A 12,520-nucleotide genomic window follows, 5' to 3' on the forward strand; every position below is an offset into this window, starting at 1 on the left:
TTCCGCTTTTTATTCCGCCCGCCGCCTTTTTTTTCGCGGGTCCCCAATACCCCCCCCCGGCCCTGTAAACCGCGGGGCCGGTTGATTGGCCACGGGCCACGGCGGTATTCGAATGGGAGGCGACTTCTCGTTACAGGTGGCGGGTGGTGTCGATGTTGAGGGACATACCCGCGAGGCCGCGGCGGCGGACCGCGAGTTTGTCGGCGATTTCCAGCAGGGCTTTGCCGGAGGGGCTTTCCGGGGCGGACAGCACGATGGGGGTGCCCTCGTCGCCCGCCTCGCGCAGTTCCTGCTCGATCGGAATCTGGCCCAGCAGCGGCACATTCGCGCCGACCGCGCGAGTCAGGTTGTCCGCCACGGTCTGTCCGCCGCCGGAGCCGTACAGCTCCATGCGCGAACCGTCGGGCAGATCCAGCCAGGACATGTTCTCCACCACGCCCGCGATGCGCTGACGGGTTTGCAGCGCAATGGATCCCGCGCGCTCGGCGACCTCGGCGGCGGCCAGCTGCGGGGTGGTGACGACCAGGATCTCCGCGTTCGGGATCAGCTGGGCCAGCGAGATGGCGACATCGCCGGTGCCCGGCGGCAGATCCAGCAGCAGGATGTCCAGATCGCCCCAGAACACATCGGCGAGGAACTGCTGCAGCGCGCGGTGCAGCATCGGGCCGCGCCACACCACGGGCGTATTGCCCTGGGTGAACATGGAGATGGAGATGAGCTTCACGTCGTGCGCGATGGGCGGCATGATCATTCGCTCCACCTGGGTGGGTCGCTGATCGGTGCCGAGCATGCGCGGCACGGAATGTCCGTAGATATCCGCGTCCAGCACGCCGACCGACAGTCCCTTGGCGGCCATGGCGGCCGCGAGATTCACGGTGACACTGGACTTTCCGACACCGCCCTTACCGGACGCGACCGCGTACACGCGGGTCAGCGAGCCCGGCTGGGCGAACGGGATGACCGGTTCGGCATTGTCACCGCGCAATTTCTTGCGCAGCTCGGTCCGCTGCTCATCGTTCATCACATCGAGGGACACATTGATCGAGCCGACGCCCGGCACGTCATTGACGGCCTTGGTGACTCGCTCGGTGATCTGCCCCTTCATCGGGCACGCCGAGGTGGTCAGATAAACGACGACCTGAACACTGCCGTCCGCGCCGACCTCGACGCTCTTCACCATGCCCAACTCGGTGATCGGTTTCCGGATCTCCGGGTCGTTCACCTTCGCGAGCGCGCCCCGCACATCCGATTCCGTTACCACTGGCATACCGAAAGCTTAGGAGTTCGGGCGCACCGCGCTGCGACGGGGACCGCCTCGGGCTCATCGCGGGGGAGCGGGTCGGCCATTACGCCACGCGCCGAGCGCATGACAACGGCCGAGACGTTCGGTATCGCGGGCGGGCGGTGCTTCTGCGCCACGTGTGGGCCACGCGAGCGAGTTGTCAGATGCGGGGGAGGGCGGAGGCGCCGGGGGCGATGCCGGTGCCGTAGGCGGTTTCCCAGGCCATGACGTTGGCGACGTAGGCCATGGAGTTGTTGTAGCGCAGGATGGCCCGGGTCTGCTGGGCCGGATCGCGCATGTCGAGGTTGCCGGAGCAGAGGTATTTGCCCGCCGTGAGGGCGGCGTCGAAGAGGTTCTGCGGATCGGCGATGCCGTCGCCGTTACCGTCCGCGGCGTAGTGCTTCCAGGTCTGCGGCAGGAACTGCATGGGGCCGATGGCGCGGTCGTAACCGGCGAGGCCGTCGAGTTCACCGCCGTCGGTGTCGTGCACGACATTGTTGCCCCACAGGCTGCCGTCCAGGACCGGGCCGTAGACCGGATCGATGGGGTTGCCGTCCGCGTCGGCTTTACCGCCGAAGGCGTGCGTGGATTCGACCCGGCCGATACCGGCGAGCAGGGACCACGGCATGGCGCAGGCCGGATTCTCCACGGCCAGAATGCGTTCCGCGTTCTGATAGGCGTTTTCCGCGATGCCGGGCATTCCGATCGGGCCGGCGGGCAGGGCGGCGGGCACGCGGCCCTGCGGCAGAGCGACTGTCTTGACGACCGGAGGGCCAACGGGCACAACCTGTTTGGCCTCGCGGAGCATGACTTCCGGGGCGGCGACCGGCGCGGCGGCCGCCTCGGGTCTGGGTAGCGCCGCGTCCGCGTCGGACGAGAACTCGTGCTGCAGTGCGGAAGTCAGGCCGCTGACGATATTGCCGCTGTCCGCCGCACCGGAGATGGTGGCGCCGACCGCTGGGACGAGACTGGTGAGTGCGATGACCGATCCGCGCCGAATCGTCGGAACCGGGGGCTTGCGATGACGTCCCACTTGGTGCTGACCCTCCATTGCCGTCGGTTCTCGCGAACCGGTTGACGCAGTGAGGACCAAGCTACATCATTCGAGACCGTTCCGTTACTACTTCGTAATCTTTCCTGATGATTCGATTACGCTCGAGTGGTTAAAGGCGTCAATGAGACAGCCTGTCGCGCCTGTGCCGGACGGACTTTCGCGCCTGCGCCGGGACCTTGCGAGCCTGCGCCGAGACCGTTGCGGGCCTGCGGCGGAGACGACTCGGCCGCAGCCCCGAGGCTGCGGCCGAATATCGGTCTTCAACTGTAACTCTCCGGACGTCGGCGGATGAGGCCAACGGCCGCAATGGATTACGGCACCGCCGGGGCGGCCGGAGCGGGCAGCGGAATGGTGATGCCGAACGGGAGCGTGATGCCCGGCGCCGGGGTGGTCGGATCGACCGACTCCGGTGCGGGCGCGGGCTCCGGTGCGGCCGGTGCGGGCTCATCGGTCTTGGCGGGCTGCGCGGGCTGGTTGTTGGGCTGGTTGTTGGGCTGCTGCGCCTGCGCCGCCGGATCCTGCTGCTGCGGCTGCGCGCAGGTGGTGGTCTTCTCGATCGGCTTGCCGTCCGGCCCGAACTGCTGCTCGTTGGCCTTGTCCTGATCGGTCTTGTCCTGCGCGCCGACCTGGACGCCGTCCTCGGGCTTGGCGTCCGGCTTGTTCTCGGTGGGCGGAAGGTTCACGGACTCACAGGGATTCGCGGGCACCACCGGCGCGGGGCAGAAGATGCCGCACGGGATCGGGGGCAGGCCCGGGATATTGATCATCACCTGGGTCGGCGTCTGCCGGGTGACACTCGGCGGCGCGTCCGTGGTGGTGGTCGTGGTGGTGGCCGGGATATTCACCGAGGCGGCCGTCATATCCGGTCCGGCGGTGAGCGCGCCGGGCGGGATCATGTCGGCGGAAATGCTCACCGCCGAGGGGGTGCCGCCGGTCTTGTACGCGTTCGACCAGCTGAGCACATTGGCCGCGTACGACATCGAGTTGTTGTAGCGCAGCACCGCGCGCAGCTGCTGGGCCGGATCGCGCAGATCCAGTCCGCCCGAGCACAGGTATTTACCCGCCGCGAGCGCCGCGTCGAAGACATTGTTCGGATCGGAGACGCCGTCGCCGTTACCGTCCGAGGCGTAGTTCGCCCAGGTGCTGGGCAGGAACTGCATGGGCCCGACGGCGCGCACGTAGCCGCCGTTGGTGGCCTTGATGACCTCGTTGCCGGGCAGCGTGCCATCCAGCGCCGGACCGTAGATCGGCGAGATGGTGGTGCCCGCGGCATCGGTGCGGCCGCCGCTGGCGTGCAGCGATTCGATGCGCCCGATGCCGGCGAGCAGATTCCACGGCAGCCCGCATCCGGGTGTCGAGGATTCCAGTGCCAGTTCGGCATTGCGATAGGCGGCCAGCACCAGTTCGGGGATGCCGAGCGCGCCGGTGCCGCCGGGCAGCGCGATGTTCTGCAGCTGCACATTGCCGCCGAGTCTGCCGTCGGCGGGCGGGGTCATCGCGCTGAGTTTGCGGGGCGCTTCGGGCGCGGCGGGCACCAGCCCGACGGTCTGATCCGAGGCGTTCTGTACGGCTTTTCCGGATCCGGTATCGGACGCGGCGGCGGCCAGGAGCGCTTCGGGCGCGGCTTGCGGCGCCTCGGTGTGCACTGTGGTGTTGGTGGCCGAACCGGCGGTGACCAGGCCCGCGATCAGCAGCGCCGATGCGGTCACCGGTGCAGATATTCTCTTGCCCACCACACAATCCCCTCAGTCGTGCGGCCGGATCCCGGTGACGACGGCCGCATTTCACGGGTGTCTGGGTCGGTCGCTCGGAACAACGTGATCCAGGTTACCCATCCGTAAGCTTGTTGGGTACAGCTTGTGCGGTTAGTCGCCATCTTTTTGCGGCGAAATTGCGACCTCCGCCCTCTTTCGATCGCTACTCTTCTTCGGTTTCCGCTCCTTCACGATCTCACCGTCGGTGGCCAGTTTCTCCAACCTGACCAGCGCATCCTTGACATCATCCAACTCGCGGCGCAGATAGTCACGGGTCGCCACCTCGCCGACGGCGAGTCGCAATGAAGCGAGCTCGCGCGCCAGGAATTCGGTATCGGCTTTTGTCTGGGCTGCCCGGGACCGATCCTCCTCGAGTGCTACGCGGTCGCGGTTGTCCTGCCGGTTCTGTGCCAGCAGGATGAGCGGCGCGGCGTAGGCGGCCTGGGTGGAGAAGGCCAGATTCAACAGGATGAACGGGTACGGGTCCCACTGCAGTCGCAGCGCGAACACATTGAGCAGAATCCAGACGATCACGATCACCGTCTGGATCACCAGGTAGCGGCCGGTGCCGAGGAAGCGTGCGACCCGTTCGCTACTGCGCGCGAGAGCCTCTGCGTCCCAATCGAATCCGCGGAAGCGGGTCTCCATGGGCGATTCCAGGCGCTGGCGGGCGCTGGACTTCTCGGTGCGATCGGTCATGCGCGGCCTCCGGTGCCGTCGATCAGCGGAACGCCGTGCATATCGTGATTGTCCTGATCCTGTTCGCGCCAGTCCTCGGGCAGCAGATGGTCGAGCACGTCGTCCACGGTGACCGCCCCCAATAGATGATTCTCCGCGTCCACGACCGGTCCGCACACCAGATTGTAGGTAGCGAAATAGCGGGTCACGGCGGTGAGCGGGGCCTCGGGCCGCAGGCGCACCAGATCGGCGTCGACAATGCCGCCGACCAGGTTCGCCGGCGGTTCGCGCAGCAGTTGCTGAAAGTGCACGCAACCCAGATAGCGACCGGTCGGTGTGGCGGTCGGCGGCCGCACCACGAAGGCCATGGTGGCCAGCGCGGGCGTCAGCTCGGGATCGCGGATGCGGGCGAGCGCCTCGGCGACGGTGGTGGCCGGGGTGAGCACCACCGGCTTGGAGGTCATCAGACCACCGGCGGTGTACGGCGCGAATTCGAGCAGTCGCCGGACCGGTTCGGAATCCTCCGGATCCATAAGCGCCAGAAGCGATTCCGCTTCTCCCTCGGGCAGTTCGCCGAGCAGGTCGGCCGCGTCGTCGGGATCCATCGCCTCGAGCAGATCGGCCGCGCGCTCCACGCCGAGCTGCTCCAGCAGCTCCACCTGATCGGCTTCCGGCAATTCCTGCACCACATCGGCGAGTCGCTCGTCGTCGAAGGCGGCCGCCACCTCGATCCGGCGCTTGCGCGGCAGTTCGCGCAGCAGATGCGCCACATCGGCGGGCCGCATGCCCTCGAACTGGGCCAGCAGCTGGGTGACGTCCTGTCCGGGCAGATTCAGCTCTGTCTGAGTGAGCCCGCGCACCTGCGCCCAATCCACCACGTGCACCGCCCCGCGCCGCCCGAATCCGACGCCGAGCCGCCGCCGTTCGCGCACCGCGACCCGGGACACCACGTAATCGCGGGTGCGGGACTGCTCGATGCCCAGATCGACCACCACCACCTCGGCCTCGGCCAGCTGCGGCAGTTCCGGATCGTCGACCCGCACCGTCGAATCGAGAATCTGTGCGATGGCGAGCATTTCGCTCGCGCGCTGTTCGAAACGCCGCACGCTGATGGTGCCGGTGGTCAGTGTCACCGCGCCCGGATCGATCGCCTGCACCCGCAGCATCGGCACGAAAATCCGTTTGCGCGAGGGCAGTTCGACGAGGACGCCGAGTACGCGCGGCTGCCGCTGGTCATAGCGGATGGAGATCACCAGGTCGCGGACGCGGCCGATAGACTCCCCGTCCGGTCCCAATACCACCAAGCCCGCGAGCCGGGCGGCGAAAACTCTCGTCGCTGCCATAGGTAACAAGGCTAATGGGTTCGGGCTACCCGAAATGTCGCGCCACGAGCGCGGACGTAGAAGGAGTGACTCATGACATCGCGCCGTACGGTGCTCGCCGTCCCCGGCAGCAACCCCCGGATGATCGAGAAGGCCAAGGGGTTGGCGGCCGACGAGGTGTTCCTCGATCTCGAGGACGCGGTCGCGCCGGCGGCCAAGGCGCAGGCGCGCGCCAATATCGTGGCCGCGTTGAACTCGGACGGCTGGGGCGAGCAGATTCGCGTTGTGCGGGTCAATGATTGGACCACCGAGCACACCTACGCCGATGTCATCGCCGTGGTGGACGGCGCGGGTGACCGCATCGACGCGCTGCTGCTGCCCAAGGTCACCGACGCCGGACAGGTGCGGGCGCTGGACCTGCTGCTGACCCAACTGGAGAAGACCAATGGGCTGCCGGTCGGGCGGATCGGCATCGAACCGCAGATCGAGAACGCGCTCGGGTTGCGCAATATCGACGCCATCGCCACCGCGAGCCCGCGCGTGCAGACCCTGGTGTTCGGCCCGGCCGATTTCATGGCCTCGATCAATATGCGCACCCTGGTCGTCGGCGAGCAGCCCGAAGGGTATGAGCCCGGTGACGCTTATCACCACATCTATATGACGATCCTGCTCGCGGCTCGCGCGCACGGGTTGCAGGCCATCGACGGTCCGTACCTGGCGGTGCGCGATGTGGAGGGCTTCCGGCGCAATGCCGCGCGCACGGCCGCACTGGGTTTCGACGGCAAATGGGTGCTGCATCCGGATCAGATCGCGGCCGGCAACGAGATCTTCAGCCCGCGGCAGGCGGATTACGACCGCGCCGAGGAAATTCTGGACGCGTACGCCTTTCACACCTCGGCCGCGGGTGGCGCCCGGGGCGCGGTCATGCTCGGCGATGAGATGATCGACGAGGCCAGCGCCAAGATGGCGCAGGTGATCGCTGATAAAGGGCGGGCCGCGAAAATGACTCGCACCACGGTTTCGCCGTAATCGGCGCTGCGCGGCCCCGTCCGACACGCCGAAATAGCATGATGGAGATATGACGAATCCCTTGGGGAACGCGAGCCGGAACCGTCCGGGCCTGCCGACGCCACCGTCCGGCTGGCCGGTCGGCTCCTACCCGACCTACGCCGAGGCCCAGCGCGCCGTCGACTACCTGGCCGACAATTCCTTCCCCGTCGAGAACGTGACCATCGTCGGCGTCGACCTCATGCAGGTCGAACGCGTGCTCTACCGCCTGACCTGGGGCAAGGTCATCGGCGGCGGTGTGGTGTCGGGCGCCTGGCTCGGCCTGTTCATCGGTCTGCTGCTGAGCCTGTTCTCCTCCAGCGGCGCGATTCTGGTGGGTCTGATCGGCGGCATCGTGTTCGGCGTCATCTCCACCACCATCCCGTACGCCGCGACCCGCGGGCAGCGCGATTTCGCCTCCACCATGCAGTTGGTGGCCGGGCGCTATGACGTGCTGTGTGATCCGAAGGCCGCCGAACAGGCCCGGGACATGCTCGCCAGGCTGGCCATCTAGCTCATGGATGTGATCAATACGGTCCGGGCCGGGGTGCTCGGGCATTTCGGTGTGGCTTCCGCCGATGCCGCGTCGGTGACCTTTCTCGGGCTGGAGCCCATCGATATCCTGCGCATTCCCGATGGCGATCTGGTGCACTACGTGACGCTCGGCGGTTCCCGTCATCCCATGACGGATCCGACTGCGGCGCTTGCCGATCCGGTGCGCGGACCGCGCGCGGAATTGGCGCTGACGCTGCGCGGCGGGGTGGGCGCGGGCAGCGGGCTGACCAAGACGCTGGCCGTGCTGGTCGCGTCGCCGTCGGTGGAAGGCATTGTGCTGCAGGCGGATGCGCTGCTGGACATGGGCGAACCGATCTGGGGCGGTGCGCCGTTCACCGCCGTACTGCTCGGCGAGAGCGATATCCCGGCGGTGGAATTGCCGGAACCCGCTGAGCCCGTGCGGTTTCTGGCCGCGACGCCGATCACCGCGACCGAGGCGGCCTGGGTGCGCATTCGCGGGGCGGCCGCCCTGCGCGATGCCTGGACCGAGGCGAAAATCGATGTGCGGGACGCGGATCGCGGTGCGGCCTCGCTGTAATCAGCGCGCCGCGGTCACAGCCACTTGTTGCGGTGGAAGTTCACGTAGAGACCGGCGCACAGCAGCACCATGATGGCGAAGACCAGCGGATAGCCGAAGGTCCAGCGCAGTTCCGGCATGTGGTCGAAGTTCATGCCGTAGATGCCCGCGATCATGGTCGGCACCGCCGCCATGGCCGCGTACGCGGAAATCTTTCGCATATCGGTGTTCTGCTGCACGCTCACCTTGGCCAGCGCGGCATTGATGAGCGCGCTGAGCGATTCGTTGAAGTCGAGGATCTGCTCGGTGACGGCCGTGTGATGGTCGGTGACATCGCGCATATAGCGCCGAATCTCCGCGGGCAGCGGCAGTTTCGGGTCGTGGGTGAGCAATTGCAGCGGCAGCGCAAGGGGTTTCACCGCGCGCCGCAATTCCACCACCTCGCGTTTGAGCTGGTAGATGGCCTCGATGATGATGTCGGCGCCGGGCGTGAACACCGCCTCCTCCATGGCGTCCACATCGTCCTCGATGGCCGCGGTGACCTCGGTGTAGGTGTCGACGACATTGTCGGTGACCGCGTGCAGCACCGCGCTCGGGCCGAGCGCCAGCTGTTTGGGCGTGGACTCCAATTCCCTGCGCACCCCGGCCAATCCGCTGTGATCGCCGTGCCGCACGGTGATCACGAAATCGGGGCCGAGGAAGATCATGATCTCGCCGGTGTCCACGATCTCGCTGACGGTATTGAGTTCGTGCACGTGATAGCTGACCGTGCGCAGCACCAGGAACAGAATGTCGTCGTAGCGTTCGAGTTTGGGCCGCTGATGCGCGCTCACCGCGTCCTCGACGGCGAGCTCGTGCAGGCCGAAGGATTTCGCCACATCGGTCATCAGCCCGGTGCTGGGTTCGAGCAGTCCGAGCCAGACATATCCCTCGCCGCGCTCGCGCACCTCGGCCAGCGCCTCGTCATAGGAGCAGTGCGCGGACAGTCGTTTGCCCTCGACGTACACCGCGCAGTCGATGACCACGTTCGCGCCCTGTTTCGGCGTCGCCTGATGCGGATGCGCCGGTGCCCTGTTCGGCCAGCGGAACGAGGGTAACTGCGGTATCGAGGACACCCGCCGGAGTCTAGTTCGCGACGGCCGCGGCGCTCGCGATGTGCTTGCTGGGACCGGCTGCCCGGGATCGGGCGGCGGCCGCGTGCAAGATGGACCCTGTGCGCATCGATCTCCACACCCATTCCAATGCCTCCGACGGCACCGACACTCCGGCCGAGTTGATCCGCAATGCCGCGGCCGCCGGACTGGACGTGGTTGCCCTCACCGATCACGACACCACCGCGGGCTGGGCGGAGGCCGTCGAGGCGCTGCCGCCGGGGCTCACGCTGGTGCGCGGCATGGAGATGTCGTGTGTGGGCCGGGGCGAGGACGGCTGGCCGGTCGCGGTGCATCTGCTGGCATATCTTTTCGATCCTGCCGATGACGTTTTCGCGCAGGAGCGCGAGCGGTTGCGCGGTGAGCGCATCATCCGATTGCGGGCCATGGCCGAGCAGATGGCGGCCGATGGGCTGCCGGTGGATCCGGACGCGGTGATGGCGTCGGCGGGTCCGTCGGCGGGCCGTCCGCATCTGGCGCGGGCGCTGGTGGAGGCGGGTGTGGTGCCGTCGGTCGACGCGGCGTTCCAGGATCTGCTGGCCTCGGACGGCCGGTACTACGTGGAGAAGGCCGATACGCCGCTACAGCGCGCGGTGGAGATGGTGCAGGCGGCGGGCGGGGTGAGCGTGGTGGCGCACGCGCGGGCCCGCAAGCGCGGCAGGCTGCTGGCGCTGGACCACATTCGGGAGTTGACCGCGCTGGGCCTGGGCGGGCTGGAGCTCGATCATCCCGATCACAGCGCCGCGGACCGCGAGGTGCTGGCCGGGCTGGCCGCCGAGCTCGGACTGCTCACCACCGGCTCCTCGGATTACCACGGCCGCAACAAGACCATTCGGCTCGGCGAATTCACCACGGACCCGGCGCAATTCGAGGAGCTGGTGGGTAAGGCGAGCGGGGTTCCGGTGATCACCGGATGAAGGTGCTCCGGGGTCTGAGCGGCCTTGTCGCGGGTGGCACGGTGATCTTGGTGCTGACGGTGGTCGGCGCGGCGATCATGGGTACGCGGCGCGGTTTTCCGGGCCCCGGGGCTTCCGATCTGGCGTGGCATATCGGTGCGGCGGTACTGATTGTGATCGCCCAGGTATTTGCTGATAGACGTCAGGGAGTTGCTGCTTTTTCCGGATGTGCGATAGTTTTTGCGGTAGCTGGAATGTTGTTGTGGACACAGTGGTGGAATTGAAATACGCATAACAGTTGCGAGCAGTTGAACGGTCGACGAACATTTGTCGATATGACCGAATTCGACGCGGATGTACTCGTGCTGGGCGGCGGTCCCGCCGGGGCCTGGGCCGCGCTCGCCGCGGCGGCGGCGGGCGCCCGCGTTGTGCTGGTCGACAAGGCCCGCTGCGGTTCCAGCGGACCCACCGCGCGCGTCGGCGCGACGCTCTGGAACATTCCGCCCGGCCGGTTGCGCGACGAGGCCGTATCGGAGAACTTCGCGCACGGCGGCGGACTCGGCGATCCGGAATGGATGTACCGGGTGCTCGAGGAGACGCATCGGCGTGTCGGACAACTCGTGCACGGGGGACTGCGATCGCACGGTGAGCGCATCGGCCCGCCCACCCGGATTCACCTGGACGGGCCGAAATACCTCGGTCGGCTGCGCCGCAGCATGATCGTCGCCGGGGTCCGGATCCTGGATCACCATCCGGCATTGCAGCTGATCACCGACGGGGACGGCATCGTCTCGGGCGCGGCGGGGGTGACGCTGGACGGTGACTGCCGCAGCTGGTCGCTGCGGGCCAAATCGGTGATCATCGCCACCGGCGGCTGCGCCTTCCTGTCCGGCGGCGCGGGCACCGATGTGGATACCGGTGACGGCCTGCTGATGGGTGCGGAGGCCGGGGCCGAACTCTCCGGTATGGAGTTCTCCAACGCGTATTCGCTTGTCCCGGCCGGTGTTTCGGGGCCCGCCTCGGTGTCGGGGCAGCGTCCGCCCGGTTCCTTCCGCGCCGATGAGATCAGGCATTTCGCGACGCTGTACGACGAATCGCGCTCGGTGCTCTGCGATGAGGGCGCGGGTTCGCGGGCGCAGGCCTTCGCGGCCATCGCCGGTGGCCGCCGGGTGTACGCCGCCCTCGACGAACTCACCGACGCGAACGCCGCGGCGCTGCTCGGCGGTGACGGCGACACGCTGTCGGCGCGCGCTAACTCGGGTCGGGTGCCGCTGCGCGCGGTGCTGGAGGGGACGGTGCGCGGAACCGGTGGGCTGCGGTTGGCCGGACCCGATTGCGCCACCACGGTTCCCGGGCTCTACGGGGCCGGTGATGTCACCACGCGCGAGCCGGTGACCGGCGCGGTTTCCGGTTTCGGCGGTCAGCACGGGGCCTGGGCGGTGTCGTCCGGGGTGTGGGCCGGGCAGGCCGCGGCGCGATTCGCGGGCACCCGCCGGAAGCTGGGTAAGACACGCCCGGTTCCGGGGGTCGGGCTCGCCGATCGGGCGCGCATCGATCCGCGCGCGGTGGTCGGACTGGTGCAGGAGCACACGCTGCCGCTGCGCCGCAGCTACTGGCGCAGCGACGGCAGCCTGCGGGACAGCATCGGCGAACTCGACGGCATGTGGCCCGGCGTCGAATACGACCTCGGTGGCAAGGGCGCGACCCGGCTGCACGCCCGGCAGGCCGCGGCGCTGCTGGCGGTGGCCCGCTGGACCAAATACAGCGCCCTGGCCCGCACCGAAACCCGCGGTATGCACCGCCGCACGGATCATCCCGGCGTGACCGATGATTGGCGCGTCCGCCTGCTCACCGGCGGCCTGAACAGCGTCTGGGTGCGGCCCGAGCGCACGGCCGCGCCGCGCACCATGCGCGGACCCGTGGAGAGCGCCGCACCCGAGGCGTCCTGACGTCATGCGATAGCCGTTGCGAATCTCGCGGCGGCCCACGGTGACTCGCAAGAGGTGGCAGGGCTCGGTTCGGGCTCGATCTCACCGCGCCGCTGCCAATCGGGCGCGACAGCTCACGGCGGCGGGTGGTATCGCGTTGTGACAGTTCGCCGCAGTCGCGGCCGGACGTGCGAGTTTCCCTTAACCTGCGGGTGATTCGGCTCACCTAGGCTTCGTTGATGGTGAACGCGCGCGATGGGCCGGGGGCGATTTGGCGCGTCGTCGACGCTACTGGCAGAATGTGACGACCCCCGGCCGCAGCCACCGCCCGGTCCG

The 12,520-nt window shown here is 67.9% G+C and carries 12 protein-coding genes; 6 read left to right on the top strand and 6 right to left on the bottom strand.

The window, feature by feature from the left end:
• Positions 1-130 precede the first annotated feature (130 nt).
• From ACFVUS_RS34240 to ACFVUS_RS34260, 5 genes are all read right to left on the bottom strand, one after another.
• Positions 131-1,267 carry an Mrp/NBP35 family ATP-binding protein gene (locus ACFVUS_RS34240; RefSeq protein ID WP_387776225.1) on the bottom strand — a complete coding sequence of 379 codons (1,137 nt, stop codon included), beginning with the start codon at positions 1,265-1,267 and terminating at the stop codon, positions 131-133.
• A gap of 175 nt (positions 1,268-1,442) precedes the next feature.
• Positions 1,443-2,315, bottom strand: coding sequence for a lytic transglycosylase domain-containing protein (locus ACFVUS_RS34245; RefSeq protein WP_387776228.1), 873 nt, complete (start codon positions 2,313-2,315; stop codon positions 1,443-1,445).
• Positions 2,316-2,647: 332 nt separating this feature from the next.
• On the bottom strand, positions 2,648-4,045 hold the full coding sequence (locus tag ACFVUS_RS34250; RefSeq protein ID WP_387776231.1) for a lytic transglycosylase domain-containing protein: 1,398 nt from the start codon (positions 4,043-4,045) through the stop codon (positions 2,648-2,650).
• 156 nt (positions 4,046-4,201) lie between these two features.
• Positions 4,202-4,789, bottom strand: a complete 588-nt coding sequence (locus tag ACFVUS_RS34255) for a DUF1003 domain-containing protein (RefSeq protein ID WP_387776234.1) — start codon at positions 4,787-4,789, stop codon at positions 4,202-4,204.
• The gene (locus ACFVUS_RS34260; RefSeq protein WP_387776237.1) at positions 4,786-6,111 is read right to left on the bottom strand and encodes a magnesium transporter MgtE N-terminal domain-containing protein; all 1,326 of its coding nucleotides are present in this window, start codon (positions 6,109-6,111) and stop codon (positions 4,786-4,788) included. Before ACFVUS_RS34260 ends, ACFVUS_RS34255 begins: the two co-directional genes overlap by 4 nt.
• A gap of 72 nt (positions 6,112-6,183) precedes the next feature.
• Here ACFVUS_RS34260 and ACFVUS_RS34265 point away from each other — a divergent pair, with 72 nt between their 5' ends.
• From ACFVUS_RS34265 to ACFVUS_RS34275, 3 genes are read left to right on the top strand one after another with little or no spacing between them, the layout of a single operon-like run.
• On the top strand, positions 6,184-7,119 hold the full coding sequence (locus tag ACFVUS_RS34265) for an HpcH/HpaI aldolase/citrate lyase family protein (RefSeq protein WP_387776240.1): 936 nt from the start codon (positions 6,184-6,186) through the stop codon (positions 7,117-7,119).
• Between the two features lie 49 nt (positions 7,120-7,168).
• Entirely contained in the window at positions 7,169-7,651 is a 483-nt protein-coding gene (locus ACFVUS_RS34270) for a general stress protein (RefSeq protein ID WP_364639954.1), read from the top strand.
• 3 nt (positions 7,652-7,654) lie between these two features.
• Positions 7,655-8,230 (top strand): suppressor of fused domain protein, encoded by a 576-nt coding sequence (locus ACFVUS_RS34275; RefSeq protein ID WP_387776244.1) that lies wholly within the window; start codon positions 7,655-7,657, stop codon positions 8,228-8,230.
• A gap of 14 nt (positions 8,231-8,244) precedes the next feature.
• On the opposite strand, the gene ACFVUS_RS34280 is transcribed toward ACFVUS_RS34275, so the two are convergent.
• The gene (locus ACFVUS_RS34280) at positions 8,245-9,324 is read right to left on the bottom strand and encodes a magnesium and cobalt transport protein CorA (protein WP_387776247.1); all 1,080 of its coding nucleotides are present in this window, start codon (positions 9,322-9,324) and stop codon (positions 8,245-8,247) included.
• 98 nt (positions 9,325-9,422) lie between these two features.
• Between ACFVUS_RS34280 and ACFVUS_RS34285 the strand changes: the two genes are divergently transcribed.
• The 3 genes from ACFVUS_RS34285 to ACFVUS_RS34295 are packed head-to-tail and all read left to right on the top strand — an operon-like array spanning position 9,423 to position 12,205.
• Positions 9,423-10,277, top strand: a complete 855-nt coding sequence (locus ACFVUS_RS34285; RefSeq protein ID WP_387776250.1) for a PHP domain-containing protein — start codon at positions 9,423-9,425, stop codon at positions 10,275-10,277.
• Between the two features lie 41 nt (positions 10,278-10,318).
• Positions 10,319-10,540: a hypothetical protein gene (locus ACFVUS_RS34290; RefSeq protein WP_387776253.1), complete on the top strand. Its 222-nt coding sequence runs from the start codon at positions 10,319-10,321 to the stop codon at positions 10,538-10,540.
• 51 nt (positions 10,541-10,591) lie between these two features.
• Positions 10,592-12,205, top strand: coding sequence for an FAD-binding protein (locus ACFVUS_RS34295; protein WP_387776256.1), 1,614 nt, complete (start codon positions 10,592-10,594; stop codon positions 12,203-12,205).
• The last annotated feature ends 315 nt before the right edge of the window (positions 12,206-12,520 follow it).

It is taken from the genome of Nocardia sp. NPDC058058, assembly GCF_042885355.1.
GTDB lineage: Bacteria > Actinomycetota > Actinomycetes > Mycobacteriales > Mycobacteriaceae > Nocardia.